The sequence below is a fragment of the Bacillus cereus group sp. BfR-BA-01441 genome, assembly GCF_022663075.1.
Taxonomy (GTDB): Bacteria; Bacillota; Bacilli; order Bacillales; family Bacillaceae_G; genus Bacillus_A; species Bacillus_A cereus.
In genome coordinates this window covers 26216-52821 of the sequence record NZ_JAKUEU010000033.1, presented here as the reverse complement: position 1 = coordinate 52821, position 26606 = coordinate 26216, and the positions used below count along the sequence as shown (strand labels likewise).

The following is a 26606-nucleotide window of genomic DNA, read 5'->3' as shown; positions in this document are numbered from 1 at the left end:
AAGCCAGACACTGGGACAGATAACGGTAGCAATTCAAAAACTATTGAAAGTACAACGAATCAAGTTGTACATCAAAAAGCAGAAGTATTAACAAAAAACATATCTAGTGTATTAATAAAAGAAGCAGTAGATACAGTCGAAAGTTATCAAGGTTTAATGAGCCTTTACGAAATGTATTATGGGATTGATTTAAGAACGAAAGATGTAGGTCCTAAGTTAGAAGAGGGAAGTTTAGATGCAATTGCGACGGATCAATCTTTGTACTACGTATTAAATAAACAAAGCTTAATTGATTTAATTTCAAATCTTGTTTCATCAAGTATTACTACAGAAATAAAGCAAGATATGTCAGGTTTAAAACAAAAAATAAACTCTTATCAACAATCTATTACTAGTGCGGATCAAAATTCTATGCTACTAGCGGAGAAATTAAATGGAACGACGCAACAAGCAACTAGTATGAATGAAAATTTAGGAGAGTATGTAAAAGGTTTAGCGAAATGGCGTGAGAATAGCTTAAAGCTAGTTGAAGAGCAGCAAGTATTAACAACAAATCATGCTGGTGAGCAAACAGCTATTTTATCGTTAGATTCTGGTATTAAATCATTAATGATGCAAAGTCAGTCATTGGTCGAAAGTTCGAAACATAGTTTAGCAACTTCAGACGATGTATATAAAACATTTGATCAAATCAATGGACAAGCAAAAGAAATTCAAGACAGCGGAACGACAATTGTTTCAAAAGCTGATTTATTATTAAACGACTTTACGAAGAAAATGGAAGATGATAAATCATTCTCCAAAAACTTTACGAAAATTTTAGCGAATAGTCGTATTGGAGATCGTCAAAATGAAATGCTATATGACTTTTTAGCTAGTCCAGTTCAAAAGCAAAATGATGGAGTAATTGTAGCAGGTAATGCTTTTACACCGTACTTAATTGTATTAACTTGTTTCATTGTTGCATTATTTACAGCATACGCAATTGCGAATCAAGAAAAGAAACGAATGCAATCAGATCATTTTGAAGAGAAATTCTCATTAATTGATATGAATGTACCAACTACAGTAGTAGCTTTCGGTATATCAATTGTGGAAGGGATTAGTATAGGTATCATTTCTGGGCGTCTTTTAAAGTTCGGTCAGGATCAAAGTTTACTATGGATTGCGTTCATCACATTTATTATGATGGCGTTTGTATTGGTCTCAACCTACTTATTACGACAAATAAAAATGGTAGGTATGTTTATACTATTAGTATTTTTAAGCATGTACCTATTTTTAACTGAGGCAGTTGGAAGTAAAGTAGATCAAATGTCCTCTGTCGGAAAGATACGTCAATTCTCACCGCTTCAGTATATAGAAAGTTTTCTAAATGATTTTATTAGTGGTAAAGATACTGGGAAAGTTATTTTTGTCGTATTGTTTGTAATTGCCATTATTGGATTGGTTAGTAATCTATTTGTATGGCATAAGAAATGGGAGGAAAAAGAAGTAAATGATCAAACAATGGAGCATAGTGGCTAAGTTATCATTTCTCTCTATCCTTTTACTGTTTGTCGCGCTACCGATAAGGAGCGCGGCTGACAGTTATCTTGGTGATGATGGGAAGATTAAGTTTAAAGTGGATCGACTTGAAGAAAGCGACCAAGAAAAAAATAAAAAGGAACATAAGGAAACAGAATTAGATAAAGCATCGATTGAGTTATTTAACAAAGATATAGAAGAAGAAATTGAGAAAAAGAAAAAGAAAGAACAAAAAGATATGGAAGCTTTGCGAGATTCTCTTTTTATAAAACAAAAAGAGAATAATAGTGTTAAAGATACGAAAAATAGTTTGTTTAGCAGTGAATACATTGTCAGAAAAAGTGCAGATGAAGTAGCAAGTAATGAAACAATGAATGAAGAGCCAATTAGTATAACAATAATATTATTATTTGGCGGCGGCATTCTACTTATTTGCATCGGTATTTATACAGTTCTTCGTAAAAGTTGGAGGTAAAGCGATGGCAATACAAACACATATCAATGTGACAGTAGATTTTAGTAAATGGAATGGAAATACATATGATTTGCGTATTCCGAATCATCAATCTATTAAATATTTATTAAAAAACTTATTAGATACGCTAAAGATTGATAATCATGAAGGTTCACATTTTGTAATTAAAGTGAAAAATAAGTCAATTGTTTTAACAGATAATGATCGTTTAATTGATCACCAAATAACAGATGGAGATATTTTGCAAGTTTTATAAAGAATATTTTTTACTTTTAGTTATTTGAAAATAAGTTATTACGGGTTATAAAGAAAAGGAGAAGAGGATAAACATGACGGAAAAAATAATTCAAATTGATGCAATGAACTATCAATTTCAAATAGAAAAAGAAAATTGGAAATTGGAGATGACCAAATCTCAAACACGTATAAAAGACTTCCGTCAATTCGATATAATTACGGGCGAATCATCTGAATTTGTACCATTAACAATAGAAGAAACGGATGATATGTTTACGTTTCTATATCAAGTAGATAAAAAATTATATAAGTGGGACGATCTTAGCCGTTTTGGAAGAAATGAGAAATTAAGACTACTTCGGAATGTTGCGCAGTTTCGTAAATATTTAAATAAACGAATCACGTTCTTTTTACATCCAGACAATATAGTTTTTAATGCTAATTTAATACCAAGTATTATACATAGAGGAATTCGAGATATTGTTCCGCCAACCCCGTTATTAGAAGAGCAATTTTTAACACAATATAAGTGTCTAATTATTGCTTTATTCTCCCAAAAACATAACTTTGATGATTTGTATGCTGGGTTACTAAAAGATGCAAAAGAAACAACATTTGAACAGACCGTTGCTCAAATGGAAAGCTTAGATGCATTACTGCAGTTTCTTGATGACAGCTTTGAGAAGGAACAAACAAAAACAGAAAAAAATATGCAGTTAGTACCTAAAAAAAGCTATAAATCATTTAAATACTTAGCTTTTTCCTTCATAGCGGCGACAGTTATTTTAGCTGCTCCTTTAATATATTTCACTTTTATAAAATTTCCTTATCAAAATAAATTGTTAGAAGCAAATGCAAGTTTCATAGCAACTGATTATGACAAAGTCATTACGCAATTGAATGAAGAGGAGTTTGAATCATTACCGATTGCATCTAAATATGAGTTAGCATTTGCATACATTACAGCTGAAAAACTAGGTGAAGCTCAAAAGAAATCGATTATGAAAAACATTAGTTTGAAAAGTGATGAAAAGTATTTGCTGTATTGGATGTATAACGGAAAAGGTAATTTTGATAAATCATTAGATTTAGCTAAGACACTTGATGATCCTCAGCTTATTATGTACGGCCTTGTTAAACAAATTGAATCACTGAAAAATAATCCGGATTTATCAGGGGAAGAACGTGATCAAAAGTTAAAAACATATGAGCAACAATTAGATGAATATAAAAAGAAATATGGCAATTCATCAAACGATAAAAATTTGTCGGACACAGAGAAAAAAGAGTAAGCACTTGATGAGACAGTTGAAAAGGAGCAGTGAACACGGATGGAGCAACTATTAGTATTGACTTATGGAGACAAAATATATAAGTGCACATTACATCCAAATGAGCAATCAATAGTGTCGATTGGAAAAGAGTGGACAAACGATATTACGAATCCAAGTTTAGAACAAGAAGTAGAGTTAAAGTGGAATAATGAAGTAAATGCTTGGATGGTACAGGATCAATTAATAGAATTCAATAAGGAAATTGAGATTGGGAAAACAAGAGATGTGAGCTTGAAAATCTTTATATCTATTGTTGGCACAACTAAAGTGTTTGATATCGGAACGAAACATTCTCTTACAGTGAGTCAAAACGATTACGATGATATTTCTATTACCGGGACTAGTGTAGATTTAATGCTATCTCGCGAAACGTTGTACGATTCTTTTAAAGTGAACGTGTATGGCGGGGATGTATTTCATAATTATACGAAGTTAAAAGATAGCGTTATGTTGGAATCAGGAGACGTATTATATTTTGATGGTATTTTATTGGAGATTGGTAGTGAAGACATTCAAGTACTTTCTTCAGAAGATAAAGTGAAATCTGCGTTACCTATTTTAGTAGAATCAGAAACAAATTATCAAAGTGGTTATCCAGACTATCATCGTTCACCACGTATTATTTACCGTGAACCAGAAGAGAAAATGACAATTGCAAAGCCTTCAAGTATGCCATCAAAACCAACGGAGCATTTAGCAAGAATCATTGCACCTTCACTTGTCATGATTGTCGTAACTGTATTACTTGCTATTTTCATGAAATATGGAATGTTTATTATCGCATCGATTGCGATGACATTAGTAACAATCATTGTTTCTGTCACATCGTATATTAAAAATTTGAAGCAATATAAAGTCGACATTGTTGAACGAGATAAAAGCTATAGAGAGTATATAAAACAAAAAACGAAAGATTTACATGCAGAAAGTGAAAAACAGCGTCACGCATTACATTATCACAATCCAAATGTAGAAGTAATACGTAATATGGCAGTTCAAGTAAATCCTCGAATTTATGAAAAAACAATGTTACATCATGATTTCTTAACATTTAGCGTTGGAACAGGACAAGCTAATACGAGTTTTGAAATTCAATTTAATGAAGAAGAATTTAGTCAAACGAAAGATGAATTAATTGATATAGCACGTGAACTAAGACAGCGTTATCTATCATTGGAAGATGTACCAGTTGTAACAGATTTAATGAATGGACCAGTCGGTTATATTGGTCAACGCTCTTTAGTGTTAGAGCAATTACAATTATTAGTTGCACAAACGGCTTTATTCCATAGTTATTATGACTTGCAGTTTATTACTATTTTTCCGGAAGAGGAAAAAGAAAAATGGGATTGGATGCGCTGGTTACCTCATGGAAGTGTTCGCGATATAAATGTACGTGGATTTGTATACCATGATCGTAGCCGTGATCAAGTGTTAAATAGTTTGTATCAAATATTGAAAGAACGAAAATTAAAACTAGATGAAAAAAATTCTACTAATGAAAAAATGTACTTTGCACCGCACTATGTCGTTCTCATTACAGATGAAAAACTAATATTAGACCATGTTGTTATGGAATTCTTTAATGATGACCCGAGTCAATTAGGTGTATCGCTTGTATTTGTACAAGATGTTATGCAAAGTTTACCGGAGCATGTGAAAACGGTAATAGATATAAGAGATGCAAAACAAGGGAACATCATCTTAGAGCAAGGAGAACTTGTTAACCGTCAATTTAAGCTAAATCATGTGCCAAAAGGATTCAATTTAGAAGATATTTCACGGGCATTAGCACCATTAAATCATTTGCAAAACTTAAAAAATAGTATTCCAGAAAGCGTAACATTTTTAGAAATGTACGGCGTTGAAAAAGTAAAAGAACTGAATATCACAAGTCGTTGGGAGAAAAATGCAGCGCATAAATCTTTAGCTGTACCACTTGGATTACGTGGTAAAGAAGATATCGTAAACTTAAACTTACACGAAAAAGCACACGGACCACACGGATTAATAGCAGGTACAACAGGTTCAGGTAAATCGGAAATTATACAATCGTATATTTTATCTCTAGCAGTCAATTTCCACCCGTACGAAGTAGCCTTTTTACTAATTGACTATAAAGGCGGCGGAATGGCGAATTTATTCAAAAACTTACCGCATTTATTAGGAACAATTACGAACTTAGATGGAGCACAAAGTATGAGAGCGCTCGCATCAATTAAAGCTGAATTGCAAAAAAGACAACGATTATTTGGTGAAAATGATGTAAACCATATTAATCAGTATCAAAAACTGTATAAAGAAGGCTTAGTAAGTGAGCCGATGCCGCATCTATTTTTAATTAGTGATGAATTCGCGGAACTGAAGTCAGAACAACCAGAGTTTATGAAAGAGTTAGTTTCAACAGCGCGTATCGGTCGTTCGCTCGGAATCCATTTAATATTAGCTACGCAAAAACCGAGTGGTGTTGTAGATGATCAAATTTGGAGTAACTCGAAATTCAAACTAGCATTAAAAGTTCAAAATACGTCAGATAGTAATGAAATTTTAAAAACACCGGATGCTGCTGAAATTACATTACCAGGACGTGCTTACTTACAAGTTGGGAATAATGAAATTTATGAACTATTCCAATCAGCTTGGAGCGGAGCAGACTATGTAGAAAATAAAGAGGATAAAGAACATTTAGATGCAACAATCTATGCAATAAATGATCTAGGACAATATGAAATATTAAGTGAAGACTTAAGTGGACTTGGTAGCAGTAAAGAAGTAATAAGCGTACCATCTGAACTGGATGCTGTTATTGACTACATTCACGATTACGCAGAAATAAATGAAATTGAAGCGTTAGCAAGACCGTGGTTACCACCACTTCCAGAAAGCGTATATTTACAAGACTTACATGCTATTCAGTTCAAAGAAGCATGGACGAAAGAAAAGAAACCATTACAAGCAACAGTTGGTCTACTAGATCAGCCAGAATTACAATCACAAACACCATTAACACTAGATATTAGTAAAGACGGACACGTAGCGGTCTTCTCAAGCCCAGGCTACGGAAAATCAACATTCTTACAATCAGTCATTATGGATGTAGCTCGTCAGCATAGTCCGGAGCATTTGCATGTGTATTTAGTGGACCTTGGAACAAATGGTCTTCTACCTTTGAAAGGATTACCTCATGTAGCGGATACGATTACGATTGATGAATCTGAAAAATGTTTAAAGTTTGTTGAAAGATTAACTCAAGAAATGAAAAATCGTAAACGATTATTAAGTGAATATGACGTTGCAAATATTGAAATGTATGAAAAGGCAAGCGGGAAAGAAATACCACATATTATTATTGCAATCGACAATTATGATGCAGTAAAAGAAGCGAAGTTCTATGAAAGCTTTGAAATGCTAATTATGCAAATTGTCCGAGATGGTGCAAGTTTAGGAATTCATACCTTAATTAGTGCAGGGCGACAAAATGCACTTAGAATTCAATTGTACAATAATATTAAAATCCAAACTTGCCTATATATGATTGATCAAAGTGAAGTAGCTAGTATTGTAGGGAGATCTGATATAAAAGTGGAAGAAACAGCAGGAAGAGCGTTAATAAAACTAGAATCTCCTACATTATTCCAGGCTGCATTGCCTACGAAAGCAGAAGATGAACTACAACAAATTCAATTATTACAACAAGAAGCAAATGATATGGACCGAGAATGGGATGGAGAACGTCCGAAGGCAATTCCAATGATGCCAGAAGTGATTGATATTGCTACTTATCGTAAAAATAAAGACGTTACAAAAGCTCTACAAGCAGCAAGAATTCCAATGGGGCTTGATTTTGCAAACGTAGAAGTTGTAGCTCATGATATTGCAGTGAATGATCATTTAATGATTTATAGTGTAGATGATAGTATGAGAAAACAAATTGTATCTAGTATCCTATCTCAATTGAATAAAGATTATTTTGAAAGTGTGACGTTGGTGGATACAGCAGAGTATAGTTTCGTTCAATATAAAGACGATGTGACGCACTACATTGTAGACGAAAATGAAATCAACATGCATGCAAAGTATTGGATGGAAGTAATTCGTGAACGAGCTCTTGAATTAGCACAAGCAAGACAAGAAGGTAGAGAAATTCCTGCATTCACAAAACAACTCATTATCATGACAAATGTTGAAGAGTTTAGTAAATTTGTTTATTTAGAAATGGAAGATGCAGCAACTTTAATTGATCTATCTCGTACAGTAGGCATTTACTTTGTATTAGCAGGTCACCACGACTACATGGACCGAAATCGTGAAGCTCTACCTATGAAAATGAGAAGTAAGCTAACAGCAGCAATTATCGCAATGCCATTAAATGATCAAAGTATCTTCAACATAAAATATATAAGCAACGAAGCACCATTAGGTAAAGATGAAGTGTATTACTATCAAAAAGGGAACATAATGAAACTAAAAATGCCTAGAGTAACTAACGAGGTGACAGTATGAAATTAAAGAAGAAAGCTAAGGTGATGATAGTCGTGTCAATAATGGCAAGTTTATTAAGTGGATGTGGTTTTGGGGAGACAAAGATAGAGTATGAGAGATTAGTAGAGGCATTGGATGAAGGGGACATGAAGACAGTTATGTCTGCGAGTGATGATGGGTATGCGTATGTGAAAGAAGAGGTTAGGGATAGCACTTTTATTGAGGATAATAATAAGCAAATAGGAGTAGTTTATCAAACAACGCAAGGTATTTATAGTATTAAAGATAATATTCTTTTTGGTGAGGCACAAAAGAAAGTCAATACTCCAGTTGAGGATGAAAAACATAGTGACAACCCACAATATAAAGAAGAAGTTGTATTCAAGTCAGATATAAGATACGAAAATGGACAGCTAGAAGCTTCAAATCGAGGGGGAGATATGTCTAATATAAAATTAATGCTCAATAGAGTGCAAGGAATAAAAGAATTGAAACCAAATGTGAATAAAAAAAGCTTCAGCCAACCAGCTACGATAAGCTATAATTTATCAGAAACTCAATTTAAAGAGCTATTTAATGGGAATTTAGGATTAGAGTATGAGAAGTTTAGTTATGCAACACTACTAATTGAATTTAATTCTGCTAAGGATACAAAGGAAAATCCGATGGAAATAACAGAGATAACAATTTCGATAGGCTATAAACAAAGAAATGAAGAAAATAATATGATTAGGCATGATCAAGAAATAACAACATATTTACATAATAAAGAAGAAAATAATCGGAAATCAAAAAAAGATTACTTACAATATGAAAAGAAATTTAAAGAAAGCCATTAATATATAAGGGGGAGAATATGGTGAATGAGGAAGATTATAAATTAAGTAGTGATGTAGGAAAATTAAGATTATCGGCAAAAGATATTTATGATTATAATGCACAAGAAAAAAAATATAATAATTCTGATCCAATAATAAATAAACAGAAGTTACAAGACAACTTTAATGCTAATATTATAGCTTCTGATGATATTCATTCAGTAACTGGATTTGGGGCGTATGCTTTAGAGGATAGAAACACGCATGAAATTTTCATTGTATACGTTGGAACCCAACCGAGCCAAATAGGTGATTTAGCAACCGATGGAGCAATTGGACTGCATAATTTAACTAATTCACCTATATTGGGGTCATTAGCAGAATTTCAGTATAGTCAAGCAGAAAAATTTTATGAAAAAGTCAAGGCGGGGAATAAAGGAAAGAAGATAACTTTACTAGGGCACTCCTTAGGTGGCGGAGCAGCGAATACAGTTGCATTAAGACATCAAGAAGATAATATAAACGTATTAGCTTTAAATCCTGCGCCTGTTTTAAATAAAGATGTGGTTAAGTACGGATACGGGACCAATATGAAAAATTGCCGCAGTCTTATAAATGAATATGATCCTTTGTATGGCGCCATTAAGGCCGCAGATTTTGTAATACCTGGACAGGTTTATAAAATGGAAAATGGGGAAGGGCATTCTTTTTTATATGATCCAAAGTTTTATTCTAGGAATGGGAATGTAGCAATAGATAAATTGAAAAAGGTTAGCGAAACAGGATTTGATTGGAAATTTGGTTTTTTAGAAATATCAGAATCTGCTGGGGACCTATATAAAGGAATCACTGGAAAAAAAACATTAAGTACAACAGAAGAAGTTGTAGTGGATTTAGTGGTAAATGGAACCCCAGTCAGTGCAATTCTAGTTGCAATAACAGTAGTGGGAGATACTAGTGCTCTAGCAACAAAAATAGCAAGTATAGGTGTAGAAACAGGAAAAAAAGCTTTGAAATTTAGTAAGGAAGTTATACAAGAAGTTAGAAATCAGGTGAATGCGGCTGTGGATTGGATAGAGAATAAATTAGCAAAATGTAAGGAAAAGGTACTTGAAGTGTTAGAATCAGTATTTAACGCAGCTGTAGATTTTTTAGTAGGATGCATTATTCTTTATTTATCCCGTGATGAAATTATAGCAATTGCAAAAGAAGTAGCATCTTCTCTTGTTCAAGATATTTTAGATATATTTAAAGGTGACTTTGAAATTGATACAAATATTGCTTCAATTGCTGGAGATTATGTAAGAAGTCATCGCCAATCATTATTAAACTATTTTATGAATGATGGTAGTAGAGGATTAAATCGTTCATTATTAGTAGAGATTTCCAGAGATGTGAACGAACTTTCAAATGATTTAAAAGAGTTAAGTCAAGATGTAACAGATGCGGTAATTTCTATGATAGCAAAAGATGAAGAGTTAGCTTCGGTTTCCTATTATTGATAAATGTTAAGGAAGGGGGTATGAGGATGGATTTACATATGATAATGTCGAGGGTTCATAGTACATTTCCGGACAGTGGTGGGCGAGATCAAATTATTAACGTTGTTATGCAACTTGAAAAAGCAGCTGTATCTTTGACAGGAGATATTAGAAGATTAGAAAGTAGTATTGATAATAGTTTGCAAGGTAAAACACGTGATGCTTTTATTGATCGTATTCGCCAATTAGAAAAAAGGCGACAAAAAATAGAAGAGAAAATTATCGTATTAAAAGGATCGGTGAATTAATATGAAAGATTATATGGAGAAAGTTTTGCCTTTAGGAAGTGTAGTGAGGTTGAGTACTGAGGAAGAAAAAGATGTAGAGTATGTAATTACTACAAGAGGAATACTTCTCGATGAAGACACTTTCTATGATTATGGTGGGGTATTACACCCAGTAGGTTTGACGGCAGAGACATATAAATTATTCAATGACTTTGATATTTTAGAAGTGAAATTTGAAGGGTATAAAAATTCTATTGAAGGAAAATTTGCTCATAATTTTAAAATATGGCGAAATGAATTTGTAAAAACGATAAAGAACAAGGCTGAAAATAATAAGTAACAATTATTAATAAAACAAGGGCTATAATATATTTAGAAATAAATAGACTTTCCTCTTCCAACATGGAAAGAGGAAAGTCTATTTTTGATTGAATAAGAATCTAAATATCTAGTATTACGTGGGAACAACATGAAAAGGAACGCCACGAATTTATAGCAAATAGAAAAAGAATAAGAGAGAAAGAACAAAAGCGAAACAAAAACTGAAATGAAAGTTGTAAATGATAATTGTAAACTTATATAGAATAAATGCATTATTCATAAGTTAACTAGTAAAGGGAGGGATGTAATATCTTGAATAAAGATCCCAAAACTGTAAAAACAGAAAAAGGTTTATTTGAAAGTGTAATAGTACCTATTATTGTCGGGATCATGTTTATCTTTTAATTCTATATAAAGTAGCACAGTTTCTGGGGAAGTGGATTGTTATCTTTGGAATAATATTTTTTATTGGTAGTATATTTCTTTGCATATATCTAGAAGAATATGGAGGGGGATTGGGCGGTAGGATAGGGTTAATATCAATGTTACTGTTGTATTTTATGTTTATTAGAAAAAGTAAAAAAGCTAGTTTAATATGAAATACCAAAAACATGTATTAACTCTCAGTTTGTCTACAAAAATAGAGTTAATACATGTTTTTAGAAAAGGTGGTGTCATTATATGTGGAACATAAAAGAAAAAGATTTAGATGCATTTAAAATAACATGTAGAAACCGTTTAAGTCCTGAAGCTGCTGTAGGTTTTATGCTAGGCTCAATCATATACACCTCATTAATCATGTTAGGTGAAATTTGGTTGGTCAGTATATCCTAGTTTACTAGAGGAAACAATTATTAAAATAGAGTTATGTTTGTATAGCTTACAAATCATTTTTCTTATTGTATATTTATTTCCCAAAGCCCGTTTTAAATTTCAAAAGTTACAAGCTATAGTTATATTGCTATATGCACTTCAACTTGCGACTATAGGATTTGTAACAGTAGTTGTTTCGAGTATTTTCGGTTATTCAAATGATCATGTTACATTGACTTATGTAGCCTTATTATTGTTAGGAGCTTTTATTATTCATATTTTTACAACAATTAATACCTTTAAGCAAGCTAGCGAAGGCGCATTTAGTAAGTGGGAAAATTCAGTTTCATTTTTTAGTAAGACAAAAGATTTATTAATGATTGCCTCTATACTATATGTATTAACTCTCTTAATCTTAATTTATATTAATAATGATTATACGATGGGGCAAATAGGTTGGTATGCCGTATTGACCCTTATACTATATTCAGTAGCCATAGGTGCAGCAGAGTTCCAATTATTAGCCTATTGTAGATTTAAATTTCCGATATTTTACATTTCGTGGGAGGAACATGAAAGGGAACGTCAGGAATTCTTAAAGCGTTATAAAGAGAGAGAGGAAAAGAAAGCAAAATAAGTTTTGGTTTCTGAAAATTCGAACAGAATATATAAACAATTAAGGATTGTATAGAAATCGATGCTATTAAAAATTAAAGTATCTTCAATATAATCTGTATGAGTAAGTAAATATCAGTAAGTAAATATCAGTAAGTAAAGGTGAAATGTATTACTTTCCAAAAAGAAACATAATGAACTTAAAAATGCCTAGAGAAATCAACGGGGTGTCAGTATGAAGTTAAAGAAGAAAGCCAAGATGATGATAGTTCTGTCAATAATAGCAAATTTATTAAGTGGATGTGGTTTTGGGGAGACGAAGATAGAGTATGAGAGATTAGTAAAGGCATTGGATGAAGGTGATATGAAGACGGCTATGTCTGCGAGTGATGATGGGTATGCTTATGTGAAAGAAGAGGTTAGGGATAGCACGTTTGGGGCGGAAAATGATAATCGCATTAGCGTTGTATATCAAACAACAGGAGGAGTATACAATATTAAAGAAAAAAAGTTCTATGGAACAACTTTGCAAGAAATTGCTAGTTCATTAAATAGTGAGCAAAAAAAAGAAGAGATTGTATATAGAACTAGTATTAAATATGAAGATAATCAATCAAAAAGTCCAGATCAAAATTTGGATGTTTCGAATGTTCGATTTATATTTAATAGATTAAAGGGAATAGATAGTTTAAGACCCAAAAAAGATAAAAAAAGATTTAGTGAGTCATCCAAGGTAACATATTACTTAACCGAATCGGAATTTCAAGAAATAATTAATGATAAGTTAAAGGTGGACTACGATAAATTTGATGAAGCAATATTATTAATGGAGTTTAGTTCGGCGAAAGATTCAAAAGAAAATCCAATGGAATTCACTACAATAAGCATCACAATGGGATATGAAAAAAAGAATAAAGAAGGCCGATTAATAAGGCATGATCAAAAAATAGCAATCTATTTAAATAGTAAAGAAGATAACGATAAAGCTTCTAAAACCCGATATGAGAAGTATGAAAAACAATATTCAAATAGCAAGTAATGTATAAAATAAGGGGAAAGGTGTAGTTATGGTATGAGTAAAAGGTTAGTTAAAAAAATAGTTATTGTAATGACTGTAACGTTTTTACTAAGCGCGTGCAGTTTCGGGGAAACAAAAATAGAGTATGAGAGATTAGTAAAGGCATTGGATGAAGAGGACATGAGTACGGTAATGTCTGCGAGTGATGATGGATATGCTTATGTGACTCAAAGAGGTATTTATAGTACGTTTGAGCAAAAAGAAGATGGAGAGCACAGTAAGACAATTCGTCAAACTACGGAAGGTGTATATAATACAAAAGATAAAAGTTTATATGGAGAGGCGATACAAACAGTTGCGACTGATATAGAAAAAGACAAGGGGAAAAGGACAAATGAAAATTATAAAAAAGAAACTATTTATAGTACTCATGTTAAGTATGAAAATGGACAGGTGAAAAGTTCGGATTCAAATCTAGATGTTTCATACGTAAACTTAATTGTAGATCGTTTAAATGGGATAGGGAAACTAAAGATGAAGCCCGAGAATGATATAAAAAAGTTTGATCAGCCTAATTCAGTTGGATATCGACTAACTGAATCTGAATTTAAAGATATTATTAATAATAAATTAAAGATACAATACGATGAATTTGATGGAGCAACAATCGTATTGCACCTGGATGCCTCAAAAAATCCAAAACAAATTTTGCAAATGAGGATAGATATAGATTTTAAAGAAAAGAATGAGGATGGAAAATTAATAGAAAATATGTTCCAAATAATAACGTATTTTAATAGAAAACAGGATAATAACCAAGATGCGAGACAGGAATATTTAAAATACAAGGCGCAGTACAACAAAAGAGATAGTTAAGAGTGGCGATGAAAATAAAAAGGTATAAAATCAGTGACTAAGAAAATTGAATCTTTATTTTGGTAATATACTATAGTTCGGGGAAAGGTGAAGCTAACAAATGTGGAACATAAAAGAAGAAGATCTAGATGAATTTAGAATTACATGTAGACATCGTTTAAGCCCTGAAGGAGCTATGTTGTTTATGTTTGGTGGAATGCTTTATAGTTCATTATTGATGCTTTTTATTTTTGGAGCATTAATTAGATTTGGCTGGGATTACTATCCGACTCTTTTTGACACAGTAATGGTCAGAATGGAATTGTTGTTATATAGCCTACAAGTAATCTTTTTTATTATATATCTGATCCCTAAGGTACGTTTTAAATTTCAAAAGCTCCAGACATTGGTGATATTATTATATGCGTTTCAGTTAGGTACTATAGGTCTTACGGCGTTTGTTCTTCCAGGGATGAGTAATTATTCTATTAATTTTATTACGCTTATTTATGTAGGTTTACTAGTATTAGGAGCAATACTTGTTCATGGTGTAACAACATTTGATACTTTTAAACAAGCAAGTAAAGGTGCGTTTAGTATGGGAGAAAGATCTACTTCATTTTTTAATAAGGAAAAGAAAAATGTAATGTTTGGTGTGGTAATTTATGTACTAATTCTTCTCGTTTTAATTTATATACAAAATAATTACTCATTGAGCATAATGTTTGGTTACTTTATATTTACATTCATCATGTACGCGATAGCCATAGGCGCAGCAGAGTTCCAATTATTAGTCTATTGTAGATTTAAGTTTCCGTCATTTTATATTTCGTGGGAGGAACATGAAAGAGAACGTCAGAAAAGACTAAAGATGTATGAAGAGAAGGAAAAGAAGCAAACAAAATAAAGAAATAAGTTTTGCTTCGAAATGAGGAAAGATGGATGCTTAAAATAAAGGAAGAAGATTTAGGTTTATTCAAAATTGCAAATAAAAACCGATTAAGTCCGGATTATATAAGAATCTTTTATGTAGGAGTTTTTGCATATACTTCTATACCAATGTTCATCATGTTTTTAGGTGTTTTGCTGAACGGTGATAAGATTTCTTTAACACCATTTGAAATATTTTTGGTACGATCTGAGGTAAAGTTATACATTTTGGAGTTGATTTTTTTAATAATTTTCATGTCTTCAAAGGTTGCTTTTAAATTACAGAAACTCCAAGCCATCGTGACTTTATTTTATTCTTTTCAATTAGCAACATTACCATTTATCGTTATGATGGTTGAAGGAATGTTTGATTTTCCAAGTAATAATAAAACGTTAGTTTATATTTGTTTAATAATGTTAGGGGCGCTTTGTACTCACATTGTAACTACAATTGATGTTTTTAAAAAGGCAAAACATGGAGGATATAAATCGGAAGGACCAGCTGTCTCATTTTTTACTAACGCAAAATTATATTTATCGATTGGAATGACAATTGGTGTAATGGTTCTACTTATATTAATTTTTCTAAATCTTAATTATACATTTAGTCAAATGGCAATTTATGTTGTACAAACAATAATATTATATATATTCGCTGTAGTATCAGCAGAATTCGTCCTATTGGTGTATTGTCGCTTTAAATTTCCATCATTTAATATTACGTGGAAACAACATGAAAAGGAACACCAAGAATTTATAGCAAATAGAAAAAGAATAAGAGAGAAAGAACAAAAGCGAAACAAAAACTGAAATGAAAGTTATAAATGATACTCGTAAACTTACATTGAAGATAGAATGAATACATTATTCATAAATTAACTAGTAAAGGGAGGAATGTAATATCTTGAATAAAGATTCTAAAGCTGCAAAAAAAGAAAAAGGTTTATTTGAAAGTGTAATAGCACCTATTATTGTTGGGATTATGTTTATCTCTTTAATTCTATATAAAGTAGCAGAGTTTCTGGGGAAGTGGATTGTTATCTTCGGAATAATATTTTTTATTGGTAGTATATTTCTTTGCATATATCTAGAAGAATATGGAGGGGTGTTGGGCGGTGGGATAGGGTTAATATCGATGCTATTGTTATATGTTATGTTTATTAGAAAAAGTAAAAAAGGCTAGTTTAATATGAAATACCAAAAACATTTATTTACTCTCAGTTTGTCTACAAAAATAGAGTTATTACATGATTTTAGAAAAGATGGTGTAATTATATGTGGAATATAAAAGAAAAAGATTTAGATGAATTTAAAATAACATGTAGAAATCGCTTAAGCCCAGAAGACTCTGTGGGATTTATGTTTGGAGGAATAGTTTATAGTTCATTATTCATGCTTTTTATTTTGGTAGCATTAATTAAGATTGGCTGGGGATACTATCCGACTCTCTTTGACAAAATAATTGTTAGTATTGAATTAGTGTTATATGGTTTGCAAGTAATCTTTTTCATTCTATATCTAATTCCAAAAGCTCGTTTCAAATATCAAAAGTTGCAAGCACTTGTGATATTATTATTTGCATTTCAGCTAGGAACTATAGGATTCACATTGTTTATACTTCCAGCAATTTCGAATTATTCAATTGATCAAATTACATTATTGTATGTGGGTTTATTGTTTCTAGGAGCAGTTTTTGTTCACCTGGTGACAACGATTGATACCTTTAAACAAGCAGAGAGTGGGGCATTTAGTATGGATGAAAGAGCAACTTCATTTTTTAGTAAAACAAAAGGCAATGCAATGATTGGTGTTACGATATATGTACTAACCCTTCTTATCTTAATTTATGTTCATAATAATTATGAAACAGGGGTTTTAGTGGGGTATATGGCAGGAACCCTTGTAATGTACGCGGTAGCCATAGGTGCAGCAGAGTTCCAATTATTAGCCTATTGTAGATTTAAATTTCCATCATTTTATATTTCGTGGGAGGAACATGAAAGGGAACGTCAGAAAAGACTAAAGCTTTATGAAGAGAAGGAAAAAAGAAAACTAAAGAAATAAAATAAGTTTTGGTTTCTGAAAATTCGAATAGAATATATAAACAATTAAGGATTGTATATAAATTAATGCTATTAAAAATTAAAGTATCTTCAATATAATCTGTATGAGTTAATAAATACCGGTAAGTAAAGGTGAACTATATTACTATCAAAATGGGAATGTAATGAACCTAAAAATGCCTAGAGAAATCAACGGGGGGTCAGTATGAAGTTAAAGAAGAAAGCTAGGATGATGATAGTTCTGTTAATAGTATCAAGTTTATTAAGTGGATGTGGTTTTGGGGAGACGAAGATAGAGTATGAGCCATTTGTCAAAGCTTTGGATGAAGGTGACATGAAAAAGGTTATGTCCGCTAGTGATGATGGATATGCGTATGTGAAACAAAGAGGTATATATAGTACATATGAGCAAAAAGAAGATGGAGAGCATAGAAAAACAATCTATCAAACTTCGGAAGGGATATATAATACGAAAGATAAAAGTTTATATGGAAATACAACACAAGAGGTTACTTCAGCAGTAGACAGCAAAGATAATAAAGAAGAAGTTGTTTATCGTACCAATATTATGTATAAAAATGGACAGGTACAAAGTCCGGAATCGAATCTGGATGTTTCATATGTGAACTTAATTGTAGATCGTTTAAAAGGGATAGGGAAACTAAAGATGAAGCCCGGGGATGATATAAAAAAGTTTGATCAGCCTAGTACTGTTGGATACAAACTAACTGAATTAGAGTTTCAGAGTATCATTAATGATAAGTTGAAAATACAATATGATGAATATGGTGGTGGATCAATCGCATTGCATATTGATTCTAAAAATGGTTCAAAGCAGATATTGGAAGTAAGTATTGTAATAAATTATAAGAAAAGAAATGATGAAGGCAAGTTAGTAAAATACATATCACAAATACATACATCTTTTGATAGTCACCAAGGCAATAACCAAGATGCGAAACAGGAATATATTGATTTTAAAGCACAGTATAATAAGAAGCAGTAATATTAAGGAGAGCATTTGCACGTAATGATAATAGCGATATAAGTGGAATAAATGTTTCATAAATATAGTGGAAAGAATTTGAGGATAAACGCCCCAATTGCTGGAGTAGATGCAACAATTGGGGCGTTTATCTATCTAAAATTAGCTTGAATACATGACATGTTTTAGTTAGGGGTATGGCTTTACAAGTAGTTTCTTCATAATAACGGTGTGGGGTTTTTGTGTAATCAGCTTTTATTGCTAAGTTACAACTATTTTCGTTTATAGAGTATCTCTTATTATCGATACATCGTCCACATTCCAATGTCTTTAAATCCTAGTCGTTTATAAATTCGTCCAGCAGCTGGATTGTTATAAAATAAACAAAGTGTTCGGCCTTCTTTCGTAAAGTCTTGGATCATTTTTTGTAATATGAGTGAAGCGTAACCATTTCCGCGATAATTCGGGTGTGTACATACACCAACTACCATAGCGGATAATGAATTTTCAGCGGAAGTAGAGGCGGATGCGATGATAGCACCGTCTTTTTCAATATAATATGTGCGTCCTGTATTTGTTTTGAGAGCTTGTCTTAATATTTTCTCTGATTCATTAACAACTGGAAATTCAGCAATGTTACCTCGCAATTGCATAATTCGCTCTACATCATCTAGTGAGGCAAGTTTAATTGTTTCATGAATTGGTGTGCTAGGTAAGTTGTTGTCATTTAGACATTCACAAAAATACATTTCATTTTTGACGCCTAATTGTAGACTTGGAGCAATTTCAAACTTTTCTACAATAGTTGACTTACCAGAGAGTTTAAGCGGCTTATATGTGGAAAGAAGTGCCTCATAATCAGTGGTAATAAATTCTTCTTTACTATAGGGTATAAATGAATCGTGGAATCGGAGTAGAATTGATTTTAATGTTCCATTCTCTTTAAATACTCCCCATAATTCTTGAAAATCTGTGTCATAACCGAAAGCTTCAATATCTCCAATAATAAACAAGTTAAGGGCTGCTTCTTCTTTTAGATAAGCGAATACTTGTTCATGATCTTTCTTTGTTAATTTTCGCATCATAACGAATTGACCTCTTTTTTTTATTTTTCTAAATATTATAACTTAAGTTTTTTGAAATCAATATAAAATTTTATGTTTAGTTCACAAACTTTCGGAAAAACTAGGAAAGATATGACAAAGGAGGTTATGAACGGTGGATCATCCAATTCAAGGGTTAATGAAAGCAGCAATGGAAAATTTAAAAGAAATGGTTGATGTAAATACGATTGTTGGAGAGCCTGTTCAAACGGCTGACGGTGGTGTGGTGTTAACGGTTTCTAAAGTAGCGTTCGGTTTTGGAGCAGGAGGTTCTGATTTCCAAACGAATGATGGACAAAGAGCGAACGGTAACCCTGCATTTGGTGGCGGTAGCGCGGGTGGTGTTTCGATTACACCAGTAGCATTTCTTGTGGTGAATAAAGATGGAGTAAATATTCTGCATCTACAAAATGCGACACATTTAGCAGAAAAAATGATTGAATTAGCTCCACAAACAATTGATAAAATTCAATCGATGTTCCAAAAAGAAGAAAAGAAAGAGGGAAATCATCATCCTCAAAACCCTGATGAAATCCTTTAAAAACGCCTGCTTATGAGCAGGCGTTTTTTCTTGTAATCACTATGTAATAAAACACATGAAATTGTAAATAGTTTTTGAAGTTTTTTCTATGTTTCTAAAATTTTTCATGTTAAAATATGCTATAGAATTGAAACATATAAAACGAAGGTGGCTAGGTGCTTTGTCTGGAGGATCTGACCAAGTAAAGAATATGATATATATTAATGGTAATCGTCGAGGTCATTGTTTTATTACATCAGGAATTACGTTTAAAGAGTTTGCGAGTAACATCCCTTCACCGCTTCATCAAGTGTTGCTTTTAAAGCACAACTTTGAATGGACGGATTTTCATTATCATACTTTATTTGAATATGTTGAGGAAGAAAATATACATAAGTTAATTCAAGCAGAGATTGATGAATTTGATGAATTTTGTTGGGTAGATTTTGATGATGCAAGCGATTTAGATGAATTAGAGCCGAAAGAAATTGCAGAATTATTATATTTGGCTCACAAAAAAGAACCACTTGCAAGAACATTCTTTCCGTTACTGAAAAATCGATTTGTTTATTTTTCACATGATGACGGATGGTACAACAAAGTGTATTATCGTAGAATTGCTGATTTTGTAGGAATGTTAAGTAAAGTCATTCCGTATAAACTCGGTGCTTTCGGTAAGAAACGTTTTTCTTTCTTCCAAAAATCAAAAATTTTCCCAGCGATTTCAAAAGAATTGATTATGGGACTTATTCCACTAATGGAAGATGGTCTTTACATAGATCTAGCAGGGAAGATTGAGTCAAGAAGAGGTCTTGAAATTCCGGTATATGTAGTTGGTTCGTATGAAAGTACGGATGAGGTGTTAGATAATATCGATGAATTGAAAGAGGAAGCAACAGAAACAGGTTGGCTCATTTTTGATAAGAAAGAACAAGAGTGGCAATGGGTTGTTGACTAAGAAAACTTGGCGTATGAAGTCAAGTTTTCTTGTCATTTGAAAGGAGTACAAATGAAGAAATATTATACAATTGTGGGTATTATAAGTATTATTCTCGTGGCAATATTACTTATAACTTGTCCGAAAGAATCAGATTTTAAAGTGTATGTACAGGATAAGTATGCGTTGAATTGTAATGAGAGTAGTTTTGAATGCACGCAAAATGTAGATGGTAAAAAAGAAAAACTACAATTTGAAAGTACAGATGCACGAAATGGTGTATTCTTTATGACTGTAAAGCAAACATTTAAAACAGAAGCTGGTGTTTCAAAAGAATATAGCGGAGTAGGAATGTTTGGTACATTTCTTTTTGTTTCAGAGAAGACTTTCTAGTAATAGAAGGTCTTTTTTTTATGCTTATGTTCATATAGATGAAGTAAGACAAGCATAGGAGGGGTATTGATGAAGAACACATGTATTGTTTGTGGCGGTGAGGAGTTTTTTTCCTCAACGTTATATGCACGTACGAAACAAGATTGGGCATATGCACCAAACATGTATCGATTTGAAAAAGTATTTATTGAGCATCGAGATGAAGAAAATTATCCAGTGTTTCAAGAAATTACAGCGAAACATTGTTGTGGATGCGGTCATATTATGTTGTATCATGAATGAACACACCAAGTATGACTTGGTGTGTTTTTTTAAAACGCTGACAAAGCAAGCGGATAAAGTAAAGTAAATAAAACAGAAAAACTACCAAAACCAATGGCTGTATATCCAAGTGTTCTTGCTCCGAAATTGACAGCTAATAGGCCAACTAAAATTGCTAGGGAGCCGAGCGTAACTGGATAAAAAGCAATGGAGAATAACGAAAGAAATAAAGCGACATAGCCTACCATTGCACCGGTATTTGTACCTTCTATCTCATTTGCAATTTCTTTACGCTTATGTCTAATTGGAATGCCAGCTGGTGATATTTCAGCAGCATACTCTTCGTTTTTTTCACCACTTTTAAAATGATGATTTCTCTTTCTTCGCATGTACATCCCTCTCTTTCAATTGGGTGTATCTATAGTATCTTTCAAAATGAGAAGAGCATGAGTATGAGTTAAACCCAAGTAAAGCAAAAAATGGAGAATACGTATTCCATCGTTAACATATCCATCTCCTATTGAAGATAAAGTGAGGGATTTTTTCCATCACGACTGATTATCAGCCAGCAACAATTGGATTTTTATGAGCAGTTCTCTCCCATTAACTGGTCCGCATCCATTGAATTTTGAGGTAGGTGTCTTACTGCAAGCGGGATAAAACAGGAATTTTGGAAAATGATGTAGAATGAAATGAGTGATAAAGCGTGAAGGTAGGGGAATGTATGACGAAATTTAATTGGCATGAATCAGCAGAAAAGAAATGGGATAGTAGCGCAGAGTTTTGGAATCAAAATAGTCAAGAGATGTGGGACAGTGGTAGCAGAAGTACAATTATTCCGTTTTTTGAACAATACGTGAAGAAAGAAGCACAAGTGCTCGATGTTGGTTGTGGTGATGGGTACGGTACATATAAATTAAGTAACGCAGGCTATAAAGCAGTGGGAGTAGATTTATCGGAAGTGATGATTCAAAAAGGTAAGGAGCGCGGAGAAGGACCGAATTTATCTTTTATAAAAGGAGATCTTTCTGCATTACCATTTGAAAATGAGCAATTTGAATCAATTATGGCAATTAATTCTTTAGAATGGACGGAAGAGCCATTACGAGCGTTAAATGAAATAAAGCGTGTGTTAAAGAAAGATGGATATGCATGTATTGCAATTTTAGGGCCGACAGCAAAGCCACGAGAGAACAGTTATCCTCGCTTGTATGGAAAAGACGTTGTTTGTAATACGATGATGCCTTGGGAATTTGAACAGTTAGCGAAAGAACAAGGTTTTAAAGTTATAGATGGCATCGGCGTATATAAGCGCGGAGTAAATGAGAAGATGTTAGGTCAACTACCTACAGAGTTACAACAATCGTTAACATTCTTATGGGTATTTATGTTAAAAAACGTATAAAGAAATGAAAGAATTTTTAGGAGGTAAATAAGTGCAGAAAATACAAAAAACTGATACAATATCATCAGAACCAATTAAAGGGGGACTAGGGTATATGACAACTACTACAACAGTGAAATCCGATATTGAAATCGCACAAGAAGCGAGTATGAAGAAGATTCAAGAAATTGCAGCTGATTTAAATATTTTAGAAGATGAATTAGAGCCATACGGGCATTATAAAGGTAAGTTATCTCTTGATATTTTTAAGCGCTTACAAGATGAGGAAGACGGTAAAGTTGTTTTAGTAACAGCGATTAACCCAACTCCAGCTGGAGAAGGTAAATCAACAGTAACAGTTGGTTTAGGTCAAGCTTTTAACAAAATTGGTAAGAAAACAGTAATTGCACTTCGCGAACCATCTCTTGGACCAACGATGGGATTAAAAGGCGGAGCAGCAGGTGGCGGTTTTTCACAAGTCGTACCAATGGAAGACATTAACCTTCACTTTACTGGAGATATCCATGCGATCACAACTGCCAATAACGCATTAGCAGCGTTTATTGATAATCATATCCAACAAGGAAACACACTTGGAATTGATACACGTAAAATCGTTTGGAAACGCTGTGTTGACTTAAATGATCGTGCCCTTCGTAACGTAGTAATTGGTCTTGGTGGACCTGTACAAGGTGTACCACGTGAAGACGGTTTTGACATTACAGTAGCATCTGAAATTATGGCCGTGTTCTGCCTTGCAACAGATATTCAAGACTTAAAAGCGCGTCTATCTCGCATCGTAGTTGCTTATAACTTTGCAAATCAACCTGTAACGGTTAAAGACTTAGGTGTAGAAGGTGCTTTGACACTATTATTAAAAGACGCATTAAAACCGAACTTAGTACAAACGTTAGAAAATACACCAGCTATTATTCATGGCGGACCATTTGCGAATATTGCTCACGGTTGTAACAGTGTTATCGCTACAACAATGGCAGCAAAATTAGGTGATTATGTTATTACAGAAGCTGGATTCGGTGCTGATTTAGGCGCTGAGAAGTTTTTAGATATTAAAGCTCGTGCAGCTGGCATTAAACCAGAAGCAGTTGTTATTGTTGCGACGATTCGTGCGCTTAAAATGCATGGCGGCGTTGCAAAAGATCAATTAAAAGAAGAAAATGTAGATGCATTAGCAAAAGGTATGGAAAACTTACAGAAGCATGTTGAAACAATTCAAAGCTTCGGTGTGCCTTTCGTAATTGCAATTAATAAATTCATTACAGATACAGATGCAGAAGTTACATACTTACAAGAGTGGTGTAATGAGCGTGGCTATGCAGTATCCTTAACAGAAGTTTGGGAGAAAGGTGGCCAAGGCGGAGTTGACCTTGCTGAAAAAGTACTAAAAGAAATCGAAAAAGGTGAAAACAACTACGCACCACTTTATGAATTAGAATTACCATTAGAAGAAAAAATTCGTACAATTGCTCAAAAAGTATATGGCGCAAAAGATATTGAATTTGCTCCGAAAGCACGTAAGCAATTAGCTCAATATGAAGGAGAAGGTTGGAGTAATCTACCAGTTTGTATGGCGAAAACACAATACTCTCTTTCTGACGATGCAACAAAATTAGGTCGTCCATCTGACTTTATCGTTACAATTCGTGAGTTAAAACCATCGATCGGTGCAGGCTTTATCGTTGCGTTAACAGGTACAATGTTAACAATGCCAGGTCTTCCAAAACAGCCAGCAGCACTTCAAATGGATGTAAATGAAGATGGAAAAGCAGTAGGTTTATTCTAAAAGGTTGTAATTCATCTCGTTTATCTGTAAACTATATATACATCAAGTGGCGCCTTTCCATCGAAAGGCGCCTGTTTTTTGGAGGAAATTATGTTTGATCCAACTGCTTTTGACAATTTAAAAGTAATCGTAGAAGGTGCTGTGTATGATTTTGATCTACATGGAGATATTCTTGTAACAGATCGAAAAGATATGATGGATCTTGCTTCATTAAGTCGTATATATCATATCTCATTTCAATTAACAGAACCGTTTGAACCATTAGTAGAAGCAACATTTTCATTATCTGTGGATGCAAAGAACTTGTCTGGTGAAATACTAGAAGTGCCTCAGTTTACACCAGGTTGTGAGATGAAGCTAGCATTTTCATTCCCGTTAGAACAACCAGAAGTAAAATGTGAAGAAATTGAAACATTAATGCGTTCTATATGGGGAAAAGAAAGAATGATTATGCAGAAAGTTTCATACGAATATAATAAGCAAGCGATTTCATATCATAATAAGATAGAGGTTCTATTTCAAAAAGCGATTACAGAAGACCATGTTGATGATTTAATAGCTGTTATTTCACACATGATAGAAACGGTGCGAACAATACAGCATTTTCTTCAAAAATAGAGATAAAGGAGAAAAACAAATGATAAAAGATATGCAACCATTTTTACAACAAGCTTGGGAGAAGGCTGGTTTTAAAGAGTTAACTGAAATTCAAAAACAAGCGATTCCAACTATTTTAGAAGGACAAGACGTTATAGCTGAATCTCCAACTGGAACAGGAAAAACATTAGCGTACTTATTACCACTTTTACATAAAATTAATCCTGAAGTAAAACAGCCACAAGTTGTTGTTTTAGCGCCAACACGTGAACTTGTAATGCAAATTCATGAAGAGGTTCAAAAGTTTACAGCAGGAACTGAAATTTCAGGTGCATCTTTAATTGGTGGTGCAGATATTAAGCGCCAAGTTGAAAAATTAAAGAAACACCCAAGAGTAATTGTCGGTTCACCAGGCCGTATTTTAGAATTAATTCGTATGAAAAAGCTAAAAATGCATGAAGTAAAAACAATTGTATTTGATGAGTTTGATCAAATTGTAAAGCAAAAAATGATGGGCGCAGTGCAAGATGTAATTAAATCAACGATGCGCGATCGTCAATTAGTATTCTTCTCGGCGACAATGACAAAAGCGGCAGAAGATGCGGCACGTGATTTAGCAGTGGAACCACAATTAGTACGTGTAACACGTGCAGAATCAAAAAGCTTAGTTGAGCATACGTATATCATTTGTGAGCGACGCGAAAAAAATGATTACGTAAGAAGAATTATGCATATGGGCGATGTAAAAGCAGTTGCTTTCTTAAACGATCCATTCCGTTTAGATGAAATTACTGAGAAATTGAAATTCCGTAAAATGAAAGCGGCGGCTCTTCATGCAGAAGCAAGTAAACAAGAGCGTGAAGCGACAATGCGTGCTTTCCGCGGAGGGAAATTAGAAATTCTACTTGCTACTGATATTGCAGCGCGCGGTATCGATATTGACGATTTAACACATGTAATTCATCTAGAGTTACCAGACACAGTAGACCAATATATTCACCGCTCAGGCCGTACTGGACGTATGGGCAAAGAAGGAACTGTCGTATCTCTTGTAACACCACAAGAAGAGCGCAAATTACTGCAATTTGCGAAAAAACTAGGCATCGTATTTACGAAGCAAGAAATGTTCAAAGGATCATTTGTAGAAACGAAACCGAAAGCACCAAAGAAAAAGAAACCAGCATTTACTGGGAAGAAAAAGCCTAGATAAATGATGGAGAAGGCGTAACTATTTGTAGTTACGTCTTTTTTGTTTGTAAACAAGTGATAATGGGAATTGTATTAGTGTTTTTAATGTGCCTATCATATATATGCTTCTACTGGGAGTATCGAAAAAAGGGTAGTTTATTTATTTGGTTTATACGAG

24 protein-coding genes and 5 pseudogenes are annotated in these 26606 nt (G+C 33.2%); 27 read left to right on the top strand and 2 right to left on the bottom strand.

From position 1 onward, the window contains the following. The 19 genes and pseudogenes from MR107_RS15665 to MR107_RS15585 all read left to right on the top strand — a co-directional run. A pseudogene (locus MR107_RS15665) lies at positions 1 to 1527 on the top strand (type VII secretion protein EsaA); the annotation flags it as partial. Beyond that, positions 1499 to 2002, top strand: a complete 504-nt coding sequence (gene essA, locus MR107_RS15660; RefSeq protein ID WP_000595653.1) for a type VII secretion protein EssA — start codon at positions 1499 to 1501, stop codon at positions 2000 to 2002. The pseudogene MR107_RS15665 and the gene essA, both read left to right, overlap by 29 nt. 4 nt (positions 2003 to 2006) lie before the next feature. Next, positions 2007 to 2258 (top strand): EsaB/YukD family protein, encoded by a 252-nt coding sequence (locus MR107_RS15655; RefSeq protein ID WP_001007571.1) that lies wholly within the window; start codon positions 2007 to 2009, stop codon positions 2256 to 2258. A 73-nt stretch (positions 2259 to 2331) separates the two neighbouring features. Then, positions 2332 to 3531, top strand: coding sequence for a type VII secretion protein EssB (gene essB, locus MR107_RS15650; protein WP_000136611.1), 1200 nt, complete (start codon positions 2332 to 2334; stop codon positions 3529 to 3531). Positions 3532 to 3570: 39 nt separating this feature from the next. Next, positions 3571 to 3852: pseudogene (locus MR107_RS31985) on the top strand (FtsK/SpoIIIE N-terminal domain-containing protein); the annotation flags it as partial. Next, a pseudogene (gene essC, locus MR107_RS15645) lies at positions 3847 to 8076 on the top strand (type VII secretion protein EssC); the annotation flags it as partial. The pseudogenes MR107_RS31985 and essC, both read left to right, overlap by 6 nt. Continuing rightward, complete coding sequence (locus tag MR107_RS15640; protein WP_000768469.1) at positions 8073 to 8894, top strand: DUF3952 domain-containing protein; 822 nt, start codon at positions 8073 to 8075, stop codon at positions 8892 to 8894. The pseudogene essC and the gene MR107_RS15640, both read left to right, overlap by 4 nt. A 17-nt stretch (positions 8895 to 8911) precedes the next feature. Next, positions 8912 to 10375, top strand: coding sequence for an alpha/beta hydrolase family protein (locus MR107_RS15635; protein WP_242292507.1), 1464 nt, complete (start codon positions 8912 to 8914; stop codon positions 10373 to 10375). 26 nt (positions 10376 to 10401) lie between these two features. Beyond that, a complete protein-coding gene (locus MR107_RS15630) occupies positions 10402 to 10662 on the top strand; it encodes a hypothetical protein (protein ID WP_000363091.1) in 261 nt (86 codons plus the stop codon). 1 nt (position 10663) lies between these two features. Continuing rightward, a complete protein-coding gene (locus MR107_RS15625) occupies positions 10664 to 10981 on the top strand; it encodes a DUF4176 domain-containing protein (RefSeq protein ID WP_000656387.1) in 318 nt (105 codons plus the stop codon). A 293-nt stretch (positions 10982 to 11274) separates the two neighbouring features. Continuing rightward, a pseudogene (locus MR107_RS31705) lies at positions 11275 to 11561 on the top strand (hypothetical protein). Positions 11562 to 11643: 82 nt separating this feature from the next. Further along, positions 11644 to 12412: pseudogene (locus tag MR107_RS15620) on the top strand (hypothetical protein). Between the two features lie 213 nt (positions 12413 to 12625). After that, complete coding sequence (locus MR107_RS15615; protein ID WP_071740430.1) at positions 12626 to 13429, top strand: DUF3952 domain-containing protein; 804 nt, start codon at positions 12626 to 12628, stop codon at positions 13427 to 13429. 33 nt (positions 13430 to 13462) lie between these two features. After that, on the top strand, positions 13463 to 14284 hold the full coding sequence (locus tag MR107_RS15610) for a DUF3952 domain-containing protein (protein WP_029442153.1): 822 nt from the start codon (positions 13463 to 13465) through the stop codon (positions 14282 to 14284). Between the two features lie 100 nt (positions 14285 to 14384). Further along, positions 14385 to 15170 (top strand): hypothetical protein, encoded by a 786-nt coding sequence (locus MR107_RS15605; protein ID WP_000267098.1) that lies wholly within the window; start codon positions 14385 to 14387, stop codon positions 15168 to 15170. 35 nt (positions 15171 to 15205) lie between these two features. Further along, complete coding sequence (locus MR107_RS15600) at positions 15206 to 16003, top strand: hypothetical protein (RefSeq protein WP_071740432.1); 798 nt, start codon at positions 15206 to 15208, stop codon at positions 16001 to 16003. A 94-nt stretch (positions 16004 to 16097) separates the two neighbouring features. Next, positions 16098 to 16376, top strand: coding sequence for a hypothetical protein (locus MR107_RS15595; protein ID WP_001030792.1), 279 nt, complete (start codon positions 16098 to 16100; stop codon positions 16374 to 16376). Positions 16377 to 16468: 92 nt separating this feature from the next. Beyond that, entirely contained in the window at positions 16469 to 17257 is a 789-nt protein-coding gene (locus MR107_RS15590) for a hypothetical protein (RefSeq protein WP_000267178.1), read from the top strand. 204 nt (positions 17258 to 17461) lie between these two features. Next, the gene (locus MR107_RS15585; protein WP_242292506.1) at positions 17462 to 18262 is read left to right on the top strand and encodes a DUF3952 domain-containing protein; all 801 of its coding nucleotides are present in this window, start codon (positions 17462 to 17464) and stop codon (positions 18260 to 18262) included. A 278-nt stretch (positions 18263 to 18540) separates the two neighbouring features. Here the strand turns inward: MR107_RS15585 and MR107_RS15580 are convergent, their stop codons facing one another. Next, positions 18541 to 19326 (bottom strand): GNAT family N-acetyltransferase, encoded by a 786-nt coding sequence (locus tag MR107_RS15580; RefSeq protein WP_242292505.1) that lies wholly within the window; start codon positions 19324 to 19326, stop codon positions 18541 to 18543. Positions 19327 to 19459: 133 nt separating this feature from the next. Here MR107_RS15580 and ytfJ point away from each other — a divergent pair, with 133 nt between their 5' ends. From ytfJ to MR107_RS15560, 4 genes are all read left to right on the top strand, one after another. Beyond that, on the top strand, positions 19460 to 19885 hold the full coding sequence (gene ytfJ, locus MR107_RS15575) for a GerW family sporulation protein (RefSeq protein ID WP_000349991.1): 426 nt from the start codon (positions 19460 to 19462) through the stop codon (positions 19883 to 19885). Between the two features lie 160 nt (positions 19886 to 20045). Next, entirely contained in the window at positions 20046 to 20822 is a 777-nt protein-coding gene (locus MR107_RS15570) for an oxalate:formate antiporter (protein ID WP_000014087.1), read from the top strand. Positions 20823 to 20873: 51 nt separating this feature from the next. Further along, complete coding sequence (locus MR107_RS15565) at positions 20874 to 21194, top strand: hypothetical protein (protein ID WP_000761174.1); 321 nt, start codon at positions 20874 to 20876, stop codon at positions 21192 to 21194. Positions 21195 to 21263: 69 nt separating this feature from the next. Then, the gene (locus tag MR107_RS15560; protein ID WP_000798747.1) at positions 21264 to 21476 is read left to right on the top strand and encodes a hypothetical protein; all 213 of its coding nucleotides are present in this window, start codon (positions 21264 to 21266) and stop codon (positions 21474 to 21476) included. Positions 21477 to 21505: 29 nt separating this feature from the next. On the opposite strand, the gene MR107_RS15555 is transcribed toward MR107_RS15560, so the two are convergent. After that, positions 21506 to 21844 carry a hypothetical protein gene (locus MR107_RS15555; protein WP_001253201.1) on the bottom strand — a complete coding sequence of 113 codons (339 nt, stop codon included), beginning with the start codon at positions 21842 to 21844 and terminating at the stop codon, positions 21506 to 21508. Positions 21845 to 22179: 335 nt separating this feature from the next. On the opposite strand from MR107_RS15555, the gene MR107_RS15550 reads away from it, so the two are divergent. The 4 genes from MR107_RS15550 (at position 22180) to MR107_RS15535 (ending at position 26450) form a co-directional block, all read left to right on the top strand. Then, the gene (locus tag MR107_RS15550; RefSeq protein WP_242292504.1) at positions 22180 to 22860 is read left to right on the top strand and encodes a class I SAM-dependent methyltransferase; all 681 of its coding nucleotides are present in this window, start codon (positions 22180 to 22182) and stop codon (positions 22858 to 22860) included. A 94-nt stretch (positions 22861 to 22954) separates the two neighbouring features. Then, complete coding sequence (locus MR107_RS15545) at positions 22955 to 24643, top strand: formate--tetrahydrofolate ligase (protein WP_013141915.1); 1689 nt, start codon at positions 22955 to 22957, stop codon at positions 24641 to 24643. Positions 24644 to 24733: 90 nt separating this feature from the next. Beyond that, positions 24734 to 25261, top strand: a complete 528-nt coding sequence (locus MR107_RS15540; protein WP_242292503.1) for a hypothetical protein — start codon at positions 24734 to 24736, stop codon at positions 25259 to 25261. A 19-nt stretch (positions 25262 to 25280) separates the two neighbouring features. After that, entirely contained in the window at positions 25281 to 26450 is a 1170-nt protein-coding gene (locus MR107_RS15535) for a DEAD/DEAH box helicase (protein WP_000588613.1), read from the top strand. Positions 26451 to 26606: the final 156 nt, after the last annotated feature.